At 37.7% G+C, this 18,258-nt stretch carries 18 protein-coding genes; 15 read left to right on the top strand and 3 right to left on the bottom strand.

Annotated elements, in window-relative coordinates; translation table 11 throughout:
• Genes K6T23_RS19905 through K6T23_RS19885 form a run of 5 tightly spaced genes read left to right on the top strand, consistent with a single transcriptional unit; the run spans position 1 to position 5,896 of the window.
• Positions 1-825, top strand: coding sequence for a glycosyltransferase family A protein (locus K6T23_RS19905; protein WP_238283025.1), 825 nt, complete (start codon positions 1-3; stop codon positions 823-825).
• Positions 794-1,963 carry a CDP-glycerol glycerophosphotransferase family protein gene (locus tag K6T23_RS19900; RefSeq protein ID WP_238284483.1) on the top strand — a complete coding sequence of 390 codons (1,170 nt, stop codon included), beginning with the start codon at positions 794-796 and terminating at the stop codon, positions 1,961-1,963. The genes K6T23_RS19905 and K6T23_RS19900 overlap by 32 nt, the downstream gene beginning before the upstream one ends.
• Positions 1,964-1,975: 12 nt before the next feature.
• Positions 1,976-3,283, top strand: coding sequence for a hypothetical protein (locus tag K6T23_RS19895; protein ID WP_238283023.1), 1,308 nt, complete (start codon positions 1,976-1,978; stop codon positions 3,281-3,283).
• The gene (locus tag K6T23_RS19890) at positions 3,280-4,806 is read left to right on the top strand and encodes a lipopolysaccharide biosynthesis protein (protein ID WP_238283021.1); all 1,527 of its coding nucleotides are present in this window, start codon (positions 3,280-3,282) and stop codon (positions 4,804-4,806) included. The genes K6T23_RS19895 and K6T23_RS19890 overlap by 4 nt, the downstream gene beginning before the upstream one ends.
• Positions 4,799-5,896: a glycosyltransferase family 4 protein gene (locus K6T23_RS19885; protein ID WP_238283019.1), complete on the top strand. Its 1,098-nt coding sequence runs from the start codon at positions 4,799-4,801 to the stop codon at positions 5,894-5,896. The genes K6T23_RS19890 and K6T23_RS19885 overlap by 8 nt, the downstream gene beginning before the upstream one ends.
• A gap of 389 nt (positions 5,897-6,285) precedes the next feature.
• Here K6T23_RS19885 and K6T23_RS19880 read toward each other — a convergent pair whose 3' ends face one another.
• Positions 6,286-7,407 carry a hypothetical protein gene (locus K6T23_RS19880; protein WP_238283017.1) on the bottom strand — a complete coding sequence of 374 codons (1,122 nt, stop codon included), beginning with the start codon at positions 7,405-7,407 and terminating at the stop codon, positions 6,286-6,288.
• 401 nt (positions 7,408-7,808) lie between these two features.
• On the opposite strand from K6T23_RS19880, the gene K6T23_RS19875 reads away from it, so the two are divergent.
• From K6T23_RS19875 to K6T23_RS19845, 7 genes are all read left to right on the top strand, one after another.
• Positions 7,809-8,888: a hypothetical protein gene (locus K6T23_RS19875; RefSeq protein WP_238283015.1), complete on the top strand. Its 1,080-nt coding sequence runs from the start codon at positions 7,809-7,811 to the stop codon at positions 8,886-8,888.
• A gap of 343 nt (positions 8,889-9,231) precedes the next feature.
• Positions 9,232-9,780, top strand: coding sequence for a signal peptidase I (locus K6T23_RS19870; RefSeq protein WP_142129539.1), 549 nt, complete (start codon positions 9,232-9,234; stop codon positions 9,778-9,780).
• 138 nt (positions 9,781-9,918) lie between these two features.
• Entirely contained in the window at positions 9,919-10,506 is a 588-nt protein-coding gene (locus K6T23_RS19865) for a hypothetical protein (protein WP_238283013.1), read from the top strand.
• Positions 10,507-10,571: 65 nt separating this feature from the next.
• Positions 10,572-11,159: a hypothetical protein gene (locus tag K6T23_RS19860; RefSeq protein ID WP_238283011.1), complete on the top strand. Its 588-nt coding sequence runs from the start codon at positions 10,572-10,574 to the stop codon at positions 11,157-11,159.
• Positions 11,159-11,728 (top strand): hypothetical protein, encoded by a 570-nt coding sequence (locus K6T23_RS19855; protein WP_238283001.1) that lies wholly within the window; start codon positions 11,159-11,161, stop codon positions 11,726-11,728. The genes K6T23_RS19860 and K6T23_RS19855 overlap by 1 nt, the downstream gene beginning before the upstream one ends.
• Before the next feature lie 319 nt (positions 11,729-12,047).
• A complete protein-coding gene (locus tag K6T23_RS19850; protein WP_238282999.1) occupies positions 12,048-12,458 on the top strand; it encodes an IS3 family transposase in 411 nt (136 codons plus the stop codon).
• A gap of 429 nt (positions 12,459-12,887) precedes the next feature.
• Positions 12,888-13,307: a hypothetical protein gene (locus K6T23_RS19845; protein WP_238282997.1), complete on the top strand. Its 420-nt coding sequence runs from the start codon at positions 12,888-12,890 to the stop codon at positions 13,305-13,307.
• Between the two features lie 85 nt (positions 13,308-13,392).
• Here K6T23_RS19845 and K6T23_RS19840 read toward each other — a convergent pair whose 3' ends face one another.
• Together K6T23_RS19840 and K6T23_RS19835 are read right to left on the bottom strand one after the other, a co-directional pair.
• Positions 13,393-14,430: a LysM peptidoglycan-binding domain-containing protein gene (locus K6T23_RS19840; RefSeq protein WP_238282995.1), complete on the bottom strand. Its 1,038-nt coding sequence runs from the start codon at positions 14,428-14,430 to the stop codon at positions 13,393-13,395.
• Between the two features lie 143 nt (positions 14,431-14,573).
• Positions 14,574-15,377: a polysaccharide deacetylase family protein gene (locus tag K6T23_RS19835; RefSeq protein ID WP_238282993.1), complete on the bottom strand. Its 804-nt coding sequence runs from the start codon at positions 15,375-15,377 to the stop codon at positions 14,574-14,576.
• Positions 15,378-15,769: 392 nt separating this feature from the next.
• Between K6T23_RS19835 and K6T23_RS19830 the strand changes: the two genes are divergently transcribed.
• Genes K6T23_RS19830 through K6T23_RS19820 form a run of 3 tightly spaced genes read left to right on the top strand, consistent with a single transcriptional unit; the run spans position 15,770 to position 18,029 of the window.
• Positions 15,770-16,105 carry a hypothetical protein gene (locus tag K6T23_RS19830; RefSeq protein WP_238282980.1) on the top strand — a complete coding sequence of 112 codons (336 nt, stop codon included), beginning with the start codon at positions 15,770-15,772 and terminating at the stop codon, positions 16,103-16,105.
• Positions 16,102-17,544, top strand: a complete 1,443-nt coding sequence (locus K6T23_RS19825) for an HNH endonuclease (RefSeq protein ID WP_238282963.1) — start codon at positions 16,102-16,104, stop codon at positions 17,542-17,544. The genes K6T23_RS19830 and K6T23_RS19825 overlap by 4 nt, the downstream gene beginning before the upstream one ends.
• Positions 17,541-18,029, top strand: coding sequence for an SMI1/KNR4 family protein (locus K6T23_RS19820; RefSeq protein WP_238282954.1), 489 nt, complete (start codon positions 17,541-17,543; stop codon positions 18,027-18,029). The genes K6T23_RS19825 and K6T23_RS19820 overlap by 4 nt, the downstream gene beginning before the upstream one ends.
• The last annotated feature ends 229 nt before the right edge of the window (positions 18,030-18,258 follow it).

Genomic DNA, 18,258 nt, shown 5'->3' with positions numbered 1-18,258 from the left:
GTGAAAGTTGAAGTCCTATTATCAACAATGAATCAAAAAAACGATAAATTTATAGAATCAATGAATTTACAAACAGATACATTGGTAATTAATCAAACTAACAATAAATTTGCATACAGAGAACTGTTTAAAGAATCCTCTAAAATAAGAATATTTTCTATGCAAGAAAAGGGTATTGGTTTAAGTAGGAATAGTGCTCTGATGAGGGCTGAAGGGGACATTTGTTTACTAGCGGATGACGATATGGTTTATAACCCCAAATATGAAAACATTATTCTTGAGGCATTTAATTCACAACCCAATGCTGACATAATACTATTTAATGTTCCTAGTTCCAATGAAAATAGACCAACTGTAAATATAAAAACTATAAGAAGAGTCCGAAACTATAACTTTATGAGGTACGGTGCAGTAAATATTGCATTTAGAAAAAATAGTATTTGGAACGCCAATATAAGTTTTTCTCTTTTATTTGGAGGTGGCGCTAGATATAGTGCTGGAGAAGATAGTTTGTTTTTATTTGAATGTTTAAGAAAAGGTCTGAGAATAGAAACTAATCCAAAAGAAATTGCTGTAGTTAATCAAGAAGAATCAACATGGTTTGAAGGTTATAATGATAAATATTTTTTTGATAAAGGTGTTTTTTTTGCAGCACTTTCCAAAAACTTATCACTATTATTAGTAATACAATTTTTATTGAGGAAATATAGGTTATATAAAAGAGATAACACTGTGCCTAACGCACTAAGCATGATGCTGAAAGGTATGAATAATTTTAAAAAAGGTGAAGTTGATGTATTGGATAAACAAACTAAAAAAAATTAGGTTAAAAGATTTGAAAAGTTTTATTAAAATATTGGCAGCATATCCCTTGTCGCTATTATTAAAACCTTTTATTAAAGACTTATGGCTAATTAGTGAGAGACCTGATGATGCAAGGGACAATGGTTACTATCTTTTCAAATATGTTAGAGAAAACCATCCGAATGATAATGTGTATTACGCAATTAATAAATACTCTAAGGATTTCAAAAAGGTATCTCAATTAGGTAATATTATACATTTTGGAAGTTTTAAGCATTTTTTTTATTACTTCGTTGCTGATAAAAATATAAGTTCTCATATTGGGAGTGGGGAACCAGGAGGACAATTGTGTTTAAATTTGGAGATTTTGGGAGTTATTAAGAACACAAAAGTATTTCTACAACATGGAATAATAAAAGACATGCTGAATTTTGCATTATATGAAAACACTAAAGTGAATTTGTTTGTATGTGGTGCAGCACCAGAATATGAGTATGTTGTAAAAGAATTTGGATATCCAGAAAATAATGTCAAATATATAGGTCTTTGTAGGTTTGATGGATTACACAATGTAGAAGTTAAAAAAAATCAAATCTTAATAATGCCAACATGGAGGCAATGGTTAGATAATGATATAGAGGCATTCGGAATGTCTGATTATTTACAACAATATTTAAACCTTATAAATGATAAAGATCTTGATAAGTACCTAGATGAAAATGACCTGAAAATTATTTTCTATCCACATGATAACGTTCAAAAATATATTCATCTCTTTGGTAAATCAACTAATAATATAACCATCGCTAAGAAAAATGAGTTTGACGTGCAAGAACTTTTAAAAGAATCTGCAATTTTAATCACAGATTATTCAAGTGTTTTTTTTGATTTTGCATACATGAACAAACCTATTTTACATTACCATTTTGATGATTCTAAATATCGGCAAAATCATTATAAAGAAGGTTATTTTAATTATGTAAGAGATGGTTTTGGTCCTGTTTTGTACAATTCTTCAGATTTAATAAAAGAAATTAAACTTAGACACAACGATAATTTCAACCTATCAAAGACTTATTCAAAAAGGATTAAAAACTTTTTTCCATTACATGATCAAAGGAACTGTGCTCGAACTTATGAGGAAATAAGAAAAATATAGTAGAGGTAAATTATGAAAACAAATTATTTAATAAGTAAAGAAAAAGTTTTCACATTTTTTGTGTGTGTTATGCCTTTATTACACCAGTATGCTTCTCCCATTCCAAATATAACGCTAGGTGAGATTGGTTTAATTTTTTTCACTGTTTTAGGTGTCGTTGAAATCAGTCAGAAAAACGGAAATATTTCTTTTTCCCTCTATAGCTTATTCTTGTATATTCTATTACTTACAAGTTTACTTTCAGCACTTTCACAAATTGAGAGCTATAATATAAATGATTCTATAAAATTATTTGCACGCTTATTTTTTTATTTTGTAATCATTGTTTACATTAGAAAACTTTATTTTGATTTGGATTTATCTATACGCATTTATCGCTGGATAGTAATGCTTGCTAGTGCATTTCTTTTTATCCAAGTTTTCGCTTTTTATTTCTTTCATAAGATTATCCCCTCAGTTGTGAAATTTATTCCACTTTACAATAATACCACTTACAATTTAATAGATTTTGATGCAGTATATTCTCAATTGTTTAGACCTCAAGCATTTTTTTTAGAACCAGGTGTCTTAGCACAATTTCTATTTCCTGCACTGTTATTCTCATTATTTGAGTTTAATAAAGAAAAAAAATATACTAGTGTTAAATTTGCATTATTAGTAAGTATATCCTTGATCGCAACACTTTCAGCACAGGCCATTTTTATCACTTTGATAATTTGGTTAATTTGGTTACTTTCATTGCATAAAAGATTAACTTTTCGTAAAAGAGTAGGTATTTCATTTTTGTTTATATTTGTAAGCTTGTCCTTTGTAATCTTAGTATTTAACAATGAACCACTGCATAAAGCAACGATTGGCAGATTTGTAGAAGGAACTTCATACGATTCAACAGGGGTGCGCATTGTTAGAGGATTTCAAGTATTTGAACAGTTAGATGGATATCACAAGTTAATTGGTACTGGCTACGGTAACGTAACATCCTATGTTTTAAGTAATAACATCACGACTGAAAATGACCTTTATGGAATTAATGCCAATGGTCAAAGACTCTATAATTATGAATACATGAACACTGTAGCCTATGTACTGGTCACGGGAGGGATACTTACATTTATTGTATTTGCTTTAATGTTTTTTGATTTGTTTTATAAGACGAAAGGATTTTCGCGAATCAGTGTCTTTGTTTTATTGATTATTTCTATATATGGTGGAACTTTAGTTTCTACTACTTGGATAATTTTTATGTTCTTTATATACGAAGGAAAGGATAAATTAGAAGAAGAAAATGTAAATATTTTTAAGAAGAGGGTTGAAACTTGAGAACTTATAACTCTTTTAGAAATGTAACTATTTCATTTTTCGGTCAAATACTAGCAATGCTAATAGCTTTTCCCGCAAGGTATATTTTTATAAAGACACTTGGAGTTGAGTATCTAGGTTTAAATAGTCTTTTTATTAATATTGTGACTATACTTTCTTTAGCGGATTTAGGTATTGGCAGTGCTATAGTTTATAGCCTCTATGCACCATTAGCCAAGAAAAACGAAAATACAATTATGGGATTAATGAATTTTTATAAAAAAGCTTATACCGTTATTGGAATTGTGGTATTTGTCTTTGGAGTACTAATTCTACCATTTGTATCATTCTTTACATCAACTACAACTATCCCGTACGTTCACTTTATTTTCTTTTTATTTGTAATAAATACTACTATTTCATACTTCTATGCTTACAAAAGATCAATTGTTATAGCTAATCAAAAAAATTACATTATAAATACTATTCACTATTCGTCAATTGTTTTGTTGAATATTTTCCAAGTTCTTATTTTGTTGATTACAAAAAACTTCGTTTTATTTTTAGTAATACAAATATTAATGACACTTCTCGAGAATTTGTTAATTTCTAAAGTTGCAAATAAAATGTTTCCCTTTTTGAAAAATAAAAATAAGATTAGCATAAGCAATGAAGAAAAAACTAGTATTTTTGCTAATGTAAGAGCAATTCTACTACATAAGTTTGGCGGAGCGATTCTACAAGGAACAGATAACATTGTGATTTCATTATACTTAGGAGTATATTGGGTTGGATTATATTCAAACTACATTTTGGTAGTTAATGCTATAATTGCTATATTTAATCAAATATACAATTCTGTAACTGCTAGTGTGGGTAACCTATTAGTTACTGAAGACACTAAAAGAAACTTTAACATATTTAAAAATTTATTATTTATAAACTTTTGGATTGTAGGATTCTGTTCCATCAGTTTATGGATCTTAATTAATCCATTTATTAACCTGTGGCTTGGAGAAGCATACGTTTTAAATTCAACTACTATAGTTCTAATTGTGATAAATTTTTATCTATTTAGTTTTAGAAACACTGCCCTATTGTTTAAAAATGCTGCAGGATTGTTTAGACAAGATAAATACAAGCCTATAATCGAAGGAGGCTTGAATATAATATTATCGGTTCTTTTTGTTAATATGATGGGATTAAATGGTGTATTACTTGGTACAATTATTAGTATGATATTAACAAGTTTCTGGATTGAGCCATATATAGTATTTAAGCATGTTTTTTTGGAGAAAGTTAGTAGATATTATTTTAAAATTCTATATTACACGATCTTTAATGTAATGGTTGGATCTATAGTGTGGTGTTTAATTCAACTTTTACCTCAACAAGATCTATTTAGTTTTTGCATTAAAGCTTTAATATGTTTAGTTATACCCAATTTCCTATTTGCAGTTTTCTCTTTTAAAACCCAAGAGTTTAAATATTTTTCAAATTTAATATTAAAGTTTCTAAAAATAAGGAGAAAATCCTATGAATAAAATAACTTTTTTGGTTAAAAACATATTTAATCAAGGAGGAGATACTAGGTCTGTATGTATATTAGCAAATAGATTAGCCGCGGAAAAAAATTATGAAATTACAATCCTTTCACTTTTCAAAACAAGAAAAACTCCATTGTTTGAACTTAATGAAGACATAAGGGTTTTTAATTTTTTTGAAGAACCTTTTAGCGTAAGAAAAAACATGATTAATATCCAAACAAAATTCAAGAGATATGTAGAGGAGCATTCTATCGATTTTTTAATAATAGAAGCAATAGGTTTTAATTGTTTTACATGGAGAGTGTTAAAAAAATTCCCCAATATAAAGACTATATCTGTTGAGCATGCAAGCTATGCTGATGGGGGGAAGATCTTTGGACTAGCATGGTTTGGCAGGAAAATAGCTGGGAAGTACAATGACAGCATAGTGGTCTTAACTAATCGTGATAAAGCTGACTACCTCCAAAATATAAGGAAAATTAATAGGATTGAACAAATATACAATCCTTTGGATGAGAGTATCACCAATTTTAGTTACGATTTAAACTCCAAAAAAATTATTACTTGTGGCCGATTTGTGAAAGTTAAAGGGTATGATTACTTAATAGAAGTTGCTGACAGAATATTCGCTAAACATAAGGATTGGGAGTGGCATATTTACGGGAGTGGGGAGCACCTCAAGGAAATTAAACAAAGTATTGAGATCAAAAAGCTTAATAATAATATCTACTTAAAAGGAGAAGTAACTGATATTTATAGTAGGTATAAGGACTATGCTTTCTATGTAATGACATCACGTAAAGAATCATTTGGTATGGTTCTTATAGAAGCTCTTCAGTCTGGAATTCCTGTAATTAGTTTCGATTGTAAAAATGGTCCTGCAGAAATTATTAAACAAAATGTAAATGGCTATTTAGTTTCTGATTTCAATGTTGACGAAATGGTAGAGAAAATAGAATATCTTATAAATAACTCAGACGTTAGAAAAAAGCTAGCGAAGAATTCTTTAATAGGTCTAGATAGATTTAGACTTGATAATATAGTGAAGGAATGGATTGGATTATTTGAATCTTTGAAGCGGAAATGATATCTCATATTTACTTACCAAAGAGTGAAATGTAACTTACTATACAGTGACAAGGTACCGACCAACAACACATCGCCTTCCTATAAGGAACCAAGCACACCCTAGGGTGTGCTTGGTTCATTAAGAGGTTTTTTGTGCTACGCAAACCCAGCATCATGGGGCTGAAGCCATAGAGGTATTGACACCAGAACCGGATATTCACGACAAAAAGTAACGGAAGTGATCTTTCTTACGTGCATTAGAAAAAGCGCTGACAGTGCCATTTTACTAAAGATGACAGATAGCTATATTGAAGAATTATTACTTCCAAAGAAGCCTTTTGAAACATCAGTGAGACACACACCTCATAGAAGTAAATTAATTCCCATGAGTTGGCCAAACCGAATTTACTACCTTTCGTTAGTTCTATTCATTAAACTACAAAAAGAAAATATAAATGATGAGTAAGTAAATGAGAAAATAGGAGTGTTAGATTCCGCAACTTGGAATGTTAGGGACAGAAAAAGTAATCCATCTATCATATTAAAATTGGTATGCTTTCTTCTTACCCCAAAAGTAATATATAGAAGATAAAATACCAATCCAATTAATCCATTTAAATGAAATAAACTTAAATAAGTGTTATGTGCTTTTAAACCTTCTAGAGTTTCCACCCCGACAGTTTCAACTTTCCATTCTCCTGTTCCTAACAAAAATGTATGAAGTGTTTCAGAAGCATGTTGAAAGTATACGCTCCACAAAATATCCCGATGAGTAAACAGAGATTCAAAAATAGGTGAAGGGTACAGGATAGGAATGGTAATGACTAAAAAGCCACCCAGGATGAGGGCTGTGAACATAAGTCTAGGATGTTTTACTCTATTAAAGATAAACATGAAAAGAGGGAGTAGTACAAATCCTACAAGAGTGGTAGCGGCACCGGTAATATAAATCAATAGCGTTCCAATGATATAGACTGGAATTCTGTAGGCTAAATTCGATCGAGACATAAAGAGGAAGATAAGATATGGTGCCAGCATATAGCCTATTGTATTTGAGTTTAAGAGTTCACTTGGAGCCAAAACATGCATGCTAGTCGCTACTTGGAAACCAAGTGCAACAATGAACACGATAAATGTAAAACGCTTTAATATGGCAATAAGGGTTGCTCTGGAAAGAGTCACAACAATAATTAAGGTCATAAGGAAGAATTGCAATGTTTCAAAACTGATCTTTAACTTGTTCTCATGATGTCCCTCTGGGAATAGAAAAACAAGCAATAGATTGATTAATGGCATAGCAACTATAAAGAGACTGTACCAATAGGGCTTTATAGAAATTTCAGTCTTCTGAAACCCGAACAGGATGGCAAAAATGAAAAATGTTAAATAAAGCACGTATTGTATAGATGGGATGGTGGCATGTAACCCATCTGTGAAGGGACGTGCATATTGTAGAAAGACAGTAAAACTAAGGATAAATGCTAAAAGCCATTTTTTACTTTCTAAATGAGAGTTAGATTGAGATTGCATGGGAAATCTATACCTTTCTGTAAAAAAGTTTTGTCCTGTCTAATAGTATACAAGATTGTCAGTTCATGCAATATGTTGTCGATTCAGATGACTGTGATAACTATAATGAAAAGTATATTTTGAACGTACTTAATTAGAGTGAGAAGGCCGTTGGTGTAGGCTAGATACCATCGTGAAACAGAAAGTTGCATGAATCAAAGGTGATAGGTTCATCTGTGGGTGTAAAGAGAGCAGCGGATAAAAAAGCGACTTATTCTTCGGAAAGGGTTTTTAATCACTGTAGATGGAAATATTTTTTGTATTTTTTTACATAAATGTAATTCGAAAGACCTTCCTGAGATATAATTAACGTGTTGAATATCTGGGGAGGGGAAATGATGAGAATTCTTATTTGGTTGGCTATGATGATCGTGATGCTGGGTATCGCGGGTTGTTCAGCTCAAAAGACTGGGAGCACTGTGGAACCCGTCAAGAAAGAGAAAGTAATAGAAGAGGAAGAAAAAGTGGATGCCCCGGTATTTGAATTGGTGGATTTTATTCAAGGAGAGTACCAAGAAGCATTGGATGAGGTAAATGAAATCACAAAGGAAAAGATCGAAGGGGCTGCCCTGGCTGAGGATGAGCTGAAAGAACGCATGAGCGGGTGGGTGACCAGGTCCTTTTATGATCAGAACATGAAGGATTCCTTTGCCATGGAAATTGAAGGTGGAGACGGGATGTTGCTGCCCCATAACTTGTTTCCAGAGGTCAGGCAAGAGATCATCAAGGACGAGGATTTTAAAAAAGTCTTTACGATATTAATGTTTTCCAATGAGTCAACCACCGGTGGAGGTTACGTCGATTTTACAGTGGTGTGGGAAGAGGACAAGTGGAAGGTGGATCAGATGGAAACCCGCCCACCTGACTTTGACTTGACTGCAGCAGAAGTGCAGAAGCTGTACGGAGATCATAAAGTTACTATACTTGAAGAAAAGGACGCGAAGTGGGGAGAGGAAGCAGTCAAAGTCTTTACTTACAAAGTGGAAGAAGATGGAGAGGAAAAGTTCTTTGACATCTACCGTAATAATGGGCAACGCTTTGAAGTGAGTGGACCTGAACTGGCAGAGGCAGAGGAAGAAGAAGAACCGGCCCAAGAGAAAGCCGCTGAACCTGTAGCAGCTGAGGGTCCCACAGGTTTTGCAGGTAATTGGGAAAGGGAAGGCGCTCAAGAAACGTACTACGGAAAAATTGCCATTACGGGTTCTGCTGATGGCGGCTACCAATACGTTGGTGAAGCGTTATACGGTCAAAGTACGGCGGATATGACCGGAGGATTCGTATCAGAGGGGAGCCAGGCGGTCTTTGTTGATCCGAACTTAGAAGGCTGCCAGGTGACCTTTACCAAGACTTCTGAATCCTCTATGGAAGTCGTCGAAGGGAATGAGTGCGGGTACGGGGGATTGAACGCGAATTTTACTGGAACCTATCATTTGCAAGAGTAAGTGATATTATGCAAAAAGTACTAGTATACGTAATGAAAAGCGGTCATAGAGCCCTTAAGCTTATTGATCGCTGTTTTATTTAGCGGATTGTTCTTTATAAAGAATTATAATGTGCTAAAATTCGACATTAGAATGATAGTATTTACTTGATTTTATATGATTTCGAATCTTTCTAGGACTAAAAATGTGGGTAATTATGCTGATTTTGTCGACAGGTTTCTATTTCTTACGGTGAGTAAACGTGGTAAATTAATACATGTGAAACAGACACTCCAACTTCTGGTTGGTGTTTTCTTATAATCTAATTGTTCGTTTTAAAGAACGATAATCAAGGGGGATAACAGTGAAAAAAGTAGGAAAGATCTTTGGCTATCTGTTAATGGGGGTACTGGCGCTTTTCGTCGCATTCAATGTCATGCTGTTCGCTCAAACCAAAATGAACCCGGGAGAGATTCCTTCAGTCTTTGGCTACAAGTTCCTGACCGTCTTATCGGGAAGCATGCGTCCGGTCATCGAGCCGGGTGACATGATCATCGTGAAAGACACCCCTGTGAAGGAAATGAAAAAAGGTGACATCGTCACATTCGAACATAATGGAAAACTCGTGACCCACCGCATCACTTCTATGAAGGAAGACGGAGGTCTATCGTATCAAACAAAAGGGGATGCCAATCCTTCAAAAGATCCTGAAATGATCAAAGGAGACGAAATGCGCGGAACCTATGTAGCACGAATTCCTGCTTTCGGTCTCCTGATGGATAAAGTAACAGGCATCTGGGGCATGATCGTCCTCATCGGAATTCCTGGTCTTACCCTGATAATCATGGAATTCATCACAAAGCGAAAAAACAAAAAAGACCGCGGCAGCCGCCCATACCCAGTGGAATCGTAATTACCGTTGAAGCATGAAGGGAGGTGAGGAAGCAACGCATTATCAGGTACATACAATCATTGCCTGATTCATCTGTCTAATACCATTCATTAGTTCGTACGGTCAAAAACAATTAAAACGATGGGGGAAATGAAAATAATGAAAATGAAAAAAGCACTTATTGGAACCATGATGGCTGGAGCATTGGTAATTGGAGCTGGAGCGTCTACAGGGACTTATTCGGATTTCTTCTCGGAAGCGAGTTCTGCTGGGAATAAGATTGAGCTGGGTACGTTGAAGCTTGCTGAAGTCGGTCCACTAGGAGCACTAATCAGTGGAGAACAATTTAATAATCTAAAACCTGGTTCAAAAGAATATGGTCAGGCTATTAGCATTGCCAATGTTGGGTCTCTTCCAGGGAAAATTTCTGTTGAACTCAAAAATTTCAGTATCAAAGATAAGGATGGAAATGTTATCGATTCATCAAAATACGGTTTATATCAAGATATTCAAATTGGTTTAGAAATTAACGGAGAGGATTCACCTACTGTCCCTGTAGGTGCTCTGGAAAGTCTGGTTGGAGTAGTAAATACTGAACTAGATAAAGTAACGTTGACTAATAAGACCAAACCAGTTTCTATTAAACCATTTATTTATATAGAGAGAGAGAAGGAAGCAAATCAAAATCATCTCCAAGCCATTAGTGTCGCAGGAGATATTTCTTGGAGGCTCTCCCAAGAGAACTAATCTTTATGTTTAGCTGGGCGCTACCAAAGGTCCGGCTTTATCTTTAATAGAAAGGTGCTGAGTTCGTGAAGAAGAGATACTTGGCTGTTGTCCTTGGCGCAGCATTATTCAGTTCCGGTTTCGGTGGAACCACCTATTCCGATTTCTATTCAGAGGCTTCAAGTGCGGGGAATAAGATTGAGATGGGTACGTTGAAAATCTCCCCTTTTTATGAAAACCCCTCCCCATTATTTATAGGATTTTCGAAAACGACTGGTAATAAGGTTGATGGGTACTGGTATCCAGGGAAGAAAACTGAAACCAAACAATTCATTACTAGAAATGTAGGTTCTGTAAAAGCCATTGTCAAGAATGCTGCTATTAATATTCACTCTATTAAGGGTGTGGAGGACGTCAAAGCGGCGGAAGAGTCATTTAATAAAAATCTGAAATTTACTATAAGAACGAACAACGGGGTTGCTTTTAAAGGTACGTTGGCAGAATTGAAAAATAAACCTACTTTGAAAAATACAAGCTTACTAAATCCTATTCAGGATACACATGATACTGATGAGGTATTCACCATCACAGCAGAGTTAAGCCGTCAGGCCGGTAACGAAATCCAAGGTGCCAAAGTCGACTTCGATCTCACCATGTACGCAGGTCAAGAATAATGAAATCATCAAAACTGCGTCTGCTCTACCTCATCTTGGCGATCGGGTTCAGCAGTTTCCTCCTGACCAAGCAGCTGCATACATTTAACACGTATGCTTTATTTTATGACACGAAGCAAACGAGTTTTGAAATGACACTTACCTTTCAAGGTGAAGATGACAATGACAATAAGTGTCATGGCCACGGAGCAAAGGATAAGCCAAATTGTCACTGTGAAAAAGGCAAAAAGACGAATAATCCCCATTGTAAGGACCGGGATAAGCCAAAGGGCGTGAAAGAAGAAGACGAGACAAAGGCAAAGGAACCATCTCCTAGGGTAGAGGCAAAGGAGAAAGAACCTGTTAAAAAACCTGAACCTCAGAAGAAACCTGCCCCAGTAGAGAAGGCACCGGAACCTGCAAAAGAGGAAATGAAGCAGGAGCCTGAAAGTCCACCGGCTGTGGAAGAGCCTGTCGAGGCGACACCGAAAGCAGCTAAGCCTGAACTTCATAAAGAAGAAGAGAAATCAGCCACGGAAGCCAACGATGTGACTGTTCAATCCGATAAGCCGGTGGAAGTGGTCGAGTGAGTACGAGTCATACATTGGAGTGAAGTTCCGATATTGTTAGCCAGCCTAACAGTGTCGGATTTTTTTATGAGGAATGCTTTATAGGAGCGGGTAATGGACTGAAGATCAATCATCATCGAAATGCAGGCGATGTAGAGGTCTCTTTGTTCTATCTAATCATAGATTGATTTTTTGCCGAAACGGTACAGGTATCATTCTTTAACTATGTGAAAATTCAGCCGATATAAAGGTGGATGTCACTGGTTTAAGGGAAACCGTGTGTAACCAGTTGCCAAACCTATCATGAGAAATTCTCTCAAATTTAAGGAGTCGCTGGACAATGTCGACAAAATTGAAGGAGTCATCTAATCATTCAAGTGGAGTTTCATGTTCTTCTATTGTAACTGCCTATGAAAAGTGTCTGATCAGGCTTGCTGGTGAGCAAGAACAGTATTCCAATAAGACAAAGGCAAGAGTAATCCAGGAACTTAAGGATCAATACGATGTTAAGTCTCTTGTGGAAGTAGCAAAGATTCCTCGCAGCACTTATTACTATTGGGAGCAGCGGCTGGACCGCCCGGACAAATATGCCGACGTCAAAGCGCAGATCCTTCTCGTTGCCCATACGTACGAGGGGCGCTACGCCTATCGGCGGGTGACAGAACATTTGAAGATGATAGGCTTTCAACACGATCCCAAAACCATTCTTCGACTCATGCATGAGATGGGGCTTGCGGGTACGCCAGATTGAATACCCATTGAAACATCGGATCAGTTTTCTTAACAGGTCTGATTAAGAACGACTTAAGGAAGAGACGGCGATTCATTGGGTTAAATCGCCATCTCTTTTTATTGTGTTTAAAAGAATTCGCGTATCCCCAGGTGAGGTGCCGGTAGTCAACGTTTGAGAGGACCCAATACTTCTTCATGTGAGGCATGAGGGCGTTTGGATTGTGAGGGAAGGAGATAGGGCTACCTATTCCTGTTGGTAACATGTTAGCTGAGTTCAATAATAAGGTAAGCCATATGGAATCTCCAAATGGCTACTTTGGATGCTTAGATAAAGGTCAAAGATAAAATATTTACTTATATTTACATATATAGGATTTATGGTAAGGTAAGAGTAGGTATGCCAATAGTCAGTTTAAAAGGGGGGATGCGTGTGATAGATGACACACTTATGAAGCGAAATAGAGCAAGGGTTAAGATCAACAGCATCCTTAAGAATTGCTCTCATTCTATTACTCTTATTGAAACAGAGTTTACCAGGACCGGTCGATTAAGTCATTCCATCATGGACAGTCTCTTCGACAAGACCTTGCAGGATGTGAGAACGGATAAGGAGTTTGATTTTCTTACACCAAGTGATATCCAAAAAATGATGAAGCAAGAGTTGAAGCAATGGTTGAAAGTGGGAAGGGTAGAGGGTGAAGATCAATTGCCGGCCGATCCATCTGTAGGGGCTAAGAGGTCAACTACCTTGGCTACAGGGAAGTGGTCACTCAGAGAAGTTGGCGCACTGATCACGGTCGTCATCCTCATCATGGCGCTAATATTCCATGATGGGGTGAATCAAATCATCATGTTTATCAGTGGATAGGATTAGACACCTAAACCGTTAAAAAGAGAGTGGTCCCAATGTCGGTTGGACCACTCTCTTTCTATTTTCATGAAAATCTCGGGAACTAAAAGATCACCACACATCTCTCATAATACCGCGTCCGCTCTTCCAACCCTCTGGTTCCTCCGTTTACCTTGAGCGTGACCTGACGCACCGTTGGGTTGGTATCACAAAGGGCGTTCATATTGTTCAGCTCCCACCAGAAGCCCGCGCTTTGCCATGGATAATGTTCAGCGACGTAGTAAACGCCCTGGTTGACGATCTCCGGATCACCGACGGACTGCGAGAAGAGGGTGTAGTTGTAGCGTCCGGTGAGCTGGATGTATCCTCCGCCTTTGAACTTCGGCCCGTCGCCCGGGTAAATGTTCCCGAGATCCTGTCTGCCTTCGTAGGCAGAGCCGTCGGCAATTTCGGCCGTATAGCGGCCGGCGCCGGACTCGTGGCTGCACTGGCTCAGGAAATGGCACAACCGGGATTTGGTTGTGATCTGGAATCGCTCCAGGCAGAGATTCAGATCAGCCAGGATGCTGTCGGATAGATAATTGTAAGACCAGCCAATTGCGTTCAACTGACTCGCCGTCACGCGCACCGGTGGTTCCCCGTTCCCTCCGTTGTCATAGACTTGAAGGACCTGCCCGACTTGGATACGGCTAGGGTCGGTAATGCCATTGAGAATCATGATTTCATCAAGGGTCATGCCGAAGCGCCGTGCGATGCTGTAGAGGGTATCGCCGGCTCGGACGACATAGGTGGTGAGCTCGGGAGCCGGTTCGCCGCTGTTGTCATACACCTGAAGGACTTGTCCCACTTGTATGCGGCTCGGATCGGTAATGCGATTGAGGCTCATGATTTCATCAAGGGTCATCTCAAAGCGCCCGGCAATGCTGTAGAGCGTGTCTCCGGCCTTGACCGTGTAAGTCGTAAGGGGACGGTCCGATTCCGGAGTGGCGCTGACAACGAGGACCTGTCCGACTTGGATGGTATCTGACGGCAGTCCGTTCCATATCTTCAGTTGTGCTACGGTCACATCAAAGCGCCGTGCGATGCTATACAATGTGTCTCCGGATTGTACAATGTAAGTGGTCGAAAGTAAGGTGATCATGGGTAGCCATCATTCCTTTGCGTGTATTCAGCCAAGGGACTGTATTCTATAAAGGGAAAAAAGCCCGGAAATAAACAACCTCGCAAGCATCTTTCTACAAATGAAAAGAACCGAACGGACTGCCTCCATTCGGTTCTTTCGATTTACCCTTCTTTCGCCACAAAGGAATGGCATCGTCCCTCACAATGAAACGTCACCGGCTGCATCTCGTCGGTCAACACGCCCGTCTTGTATCCCTTGGTTTCAATGAAACGGAGGAGCTCAGGTAGGTAGTCGATGAGCTCGGGTCGGTCATGGAGGAGGACGACGGGCGATTCCCCTGCATCGATCATATGCTCGATCCTTTCTATAGTGTGCTGGATAAAACGCTCATCCTTCAGCTCCCAGTCACGGCTGTCGATGTCCCAGTCCCATATACGGAACCCTTTTTGAGCAAGATTCCCGCGCATTTCCACCGTCAGGTAAGGAACGCTCCCGTAGGGCAGACGGATGAGCGAGGACCTCATCCCGGTCTGTTCTTCAAGAATGGCTTGAGCATCCTCCATTTCATGAAGCGGCGCCAAAGGTCCGCTGTAGATGTCCTCCGTTTGATGGGAGGTCCCGTGGAGGGCAAGACCGAATCCCTCCTCCTTCATCCGCTTGACCACATCGGAATCATTCTCCATATGCGGCCCGAGCATGAAGAAGGTGGCTTTCATATTAAATTCATTCAGTAGGTCAAGAAGACGCCCCGACTCCTTTGACGGACCGTCGTCAAAAGTCAGGTAAAGATCACTTTTCTTAACGGTTGGGGTCTCTTTCACTACCCCGGCGGAAGCCAACTTCACAGGCTTCCGTTGTTCATCCTTATCATTTCCCCCGAGGAAGAAGAACAGAGCCGCAGTCATGGCAACCAAAATCCCCACCGCGATCTTCCCCCTTCGATTCAATCGTCTGCGCCGAGCCATCGCACTTCCTCCTAAGCTTTCAAAAATATATGTAAATCCTCAAGAATCATCTTGTTGTCTACTACTTTCACAATAGGGAGGGCTGAACCGGTTCACCCTACTCCTTCGTTTCACACCTAATATTACCAGAATAAAACCTTTTATGGAAAATAAAAACTGAATTTTCGGTGGGATTCAATTGAATTCGACAGCAGGAATCGAGGTTAGTCTGATATTTAGAGGGGATAGTATATTCCTTCTAAATACACAGATGGTACAAAATGGTCCATTTGACCTTACCTCGTTGAACGCTGATAAGGGCAACATTTTAGTGAGTTCTTCACATAGTTATAGCTATTACATTTGGTTCATATGAACCATTCAGATGGTAGTGATTTTCCAGTAGAATAGAATTGGAAGAATACTGTAAAAGGGAGGAGATTGCTATATTAGATGTCATTAATACGGCGAAGAAAGCAAAGTATGCAACTGAAATGACTGCTCTTATAAACCATCTGGTAAAACTGCAAAAGGTAATCTCTGCGTTTGATGAAAGTGTAGGCTATACCAGATACGGTCACCAATCCTACGCTAGTGATTGGACAGGGGAAACACGATCAGCTTATGATTCCCTCGTAGACGAGTTGAAAATGATTGAAAACAATGTATATGATATTCATAAAGAGTTGATCAGTGAGATCAAAAAAGAAATTTCCAACCTTGCTCAGAAAGTGAAGGAATTAGAATGAGCGAGATCAAAATAGATCCGGAACAGCTCAAAAAACTGGCAGATGTTTATCAGCAGGCAGAAGACGAAGCAGAAAACACGTTAAAAGAACTCAAGTGGGATACATCAGAGCTTATGCTTACCCTGACTCTAAGCAGCACAGGAAGAATTAGGGACCTACAATCTGAACTCAATCATAGCATTGAAACATACCGTCAAAAGGTGGATGAAACCCAGGAAGCGGTCATGATTGCCCGTGCAGCCATACAAAGTGCCGATCGTTCCATGGCAGAACATTTCGGCGTGTTTGGACTGGAGCTATTAGGCTATTATGATTTTTTGCGAATAAATCCTGAAAATGAATTTGATCCTACTACAGGTGAAAAACTTTCTGATTTTGATAGGAACTTAGCATTTTTCATGTTGTTATTAACCGTGGCACCTCCTGCAAAAGCGGCGGGTATTGCTGCAAAAATGGGTATAAAAGGGGTAAAGACCTATCTTGTCCGGGAAGGCGCTTATTTAATCCGTTCAGCCAAAAATGTCATGAATCCGAAAGTCCTGATAGAAATGGGGAAAAGGGCCTTCACTGCCACCCAAAAAGGTCCTATTGCTAAAACAGCTCAAGGTGTGAAAGATCACATCAAAGATATGAAGAAGATTGGCTACACCCTTAAGTACCTTGGGGGAAATGTAGAGGATTTGCTGGTATTAGAAAAAGTAGGACCCGACATCATTGAAGAAACCGCTAAAAACAAGTCCGCTAAAGAAATCATGGAGATGATTAAGGACAAGGCTTTAAGTAATATTGAGAAAGCTAAGGAGACGCTTGTTCGGTTTGGTGGGAAGGGTAAGGCGGCAGGTAAGGTCCACCGTTCTGAAGTTGATGAAGTAATTAAAAATGATTATGATATCAATGGTAACTTGATAAATAGATCTATTGTTCCTAAAGGCTATGAAAGTGTTGAAGACTTTTTAAAAGTTGTAGATGATACAACTATTAAGGAATATGGTTATGATAGTATTGACGAATTTAAATCCGTAATAGGGCATGTGGATGACTATTTAAACGCCTCACCAAAGAATAATATAGTCAATAAAGGATTGGCAGGAGGAGAACACGTGAAAGGTGTAGATTATGATGTATTAGGTTTTCCAATCTTTAAGGGTGATGATGTTAAATTTACATTGAAACTTCAAGAAAACCTTTTTATAGCATCTGATGATAAACAGTTTAAAGTTTGTACGGGTATTTTAAAGGAGGCAATTGAAAAGGGGGATGTTTCCAGGGAGTTATTTACTGCAAAGCAATTAGCTCAAATAAATGCTGGAAAACCGAGAATTCAAGGATTAACTTGGCATCATCATCAGGTTCCAGGAAAGTTGCAATTGGTTAATTCGAAAAAACATGATGTAAACCATTTAGGTGGAAACAAATTATGGGGAGATGGTATGAGATGAGCAAAATAGAGTGGCAATTTGCTGATGCAGCAGTAAGTGAAGAATATGTAAAAAAAACTGGGAGTGAATTAGGGTTTGAGCTTCCAGAAGATTATATAAAATGTGTGGCACTAAATAATGGTGCAAATGTAGAACCTGATTTATTCAATGTTGGGAACAAAGAGAAAGTCTTTGGTACTTTATTATCATATGATCAGGATAATGATGAATATATTGTAGATGTTTTTAACAGTTATAAAGCAACGTTGCCTAATGGATTAGTTCCATTTGCATTTGATCCAGCGGGGAACTTAATATGTTTTGATTATAAAGAATCCAAGGATAGTCCATTTATAGTCTTTTGGGAACATGAAAATGCTTGGGAAAAAGAAATGTTAATGAAAGAAGAAGGATTAACAAAAGAACAGGCTGAAGAACATGCCAGAGAAAATGTATTTTATGTTGCAAAAACATTTACAGAATTTCTTAATAAGCTACACGATTAAATATTAAGCAATGATAATTATTATGATAAATACTCATAGGATGTACCCTTTAGAGAAGACCGAAAATAGTCTACCTATAGGGTGCTTTTTTTTGAAAAAGACAGGTACATGCTTTACGAATCCTATTCCCTATTTATTAATAATGTAAATTCCTTTGGTTAGACCTTTCGTTACAGTTAAACTCGACAATATCTAGGGGGGATTGCGAGAGTGTAATTATTATATAGAA

The sequence above is a fragment of the Rossellomorea marisflavi genome, from assembly GCF_022170785.1.
Taxonomy (GTDB): domain Bacteria; phylum Bacillota; class Bacilli; order Bacillales; family Bacillaceae_B; genus Rossellomorea; species Rossellomorea marisflavi_B.
This window is presented reverse-complemented; position numbering and strand designations above follow the sequence as displayed.

What these genes read in the sequence shown, in the direction of transcription:
- K6T23_RS19900 (WP_238284483.1), top strand. Translation starts at nt 794, where the DNA reads ATGTATTGGATAAACAAACTAAAAAAAATTAGGTTAAAAGATTTGAAA.
- K6T23_RS19850 (WP_238282999.1), top strand. Translation starts at nt 12,048, where the DNA reads ATGTCGACAAAATTGAAGGAGTCATCTAATCATTCAAGTGGAGTTTCA.
- K6T23_RS19875 (WP_238283015.1), top strand. Translation starts at nt 7,809, where the DNA reads ATGATGATCGTGATGCTGGGTATCGCGGGTTGTTCAGCTCAAAAGACT.
- K6T23_RS19845 (WP_238282997.1), top strand. Translation starts at nt 12,888, where the DNA reads ATGAAGCGAAATAGAGCAAGGGTTAAGATCAACAGCATCCTTAAGAAT.
- K6T23_RS19840 (WP_238282995.1), bottom strand. Translation starts at nt 14,430, where the DNA reads ATGATCACCTTACTTTCGACCACTTACATTGTACAATCCGGAGACACA.
- K6T23_RS19835 (WP_238282993.1), bottom strand. Translation starts at nt 15,377, where the DNA reads ATGGCTCGGCGCAGACGATTGAATCGAAGGGGGAAGATCGCGGTGGGG.
- K6T23_RS19865 (WP_238283013.1), top strand. Translation starts at nt 9,919, where the DNA reads ATGAAAATGAAAAAAGCACTTATTGGAACCATGATGGCTGGAGCATTG.
- K6T23_RS19895 (WP_238283023.1), top strand. Translation starts at nt 1,976, where the DNA reads ATGAAAACAAATTATTTAATAAGTAAAGAAAAAGTTTTCACATTTTTT.
- K6T23_RS19825 (WP_238282963.1), top strand. Translation starts at nt 16,102, where the DNA reads ATGAGCGAGATCAAAATAGATCCGGAACAGCTCAAAAAACTGGCAGAT.
- K6T23_RS19880 (WP_238283017.1), bottom strand. Translation starts at nt 7,407, where the DNA reads ATGCAATCTCAATCTAACTCTCATTTAGAAAGTAAAAAATGGCTTTTA.
- K6T23_RS19855 (WP_238283001.1), top strand. Translation starts at nt 11,159, where the DNA reads ATGAAATCATCAAAACTGCGTCTGCTCTACCTCATCTTGGCGATCGGG.
- K6T23_RS19885 (WP_238283019.1), top strand. Translation starts at nt 4,799, where the DNA reads ATGAATAAAATAACTTTTTTGGTTAAAAACATATTTAATCAAGGAGGA.
- K6T23_RS19820 (WP_238282954.1), top strand. Translation starts at nt 17,541, where the DNA reads ATGAGCAAAATAGAGTGGCAATTTGCTGATGCAGCAGTAAGTGAAGAA.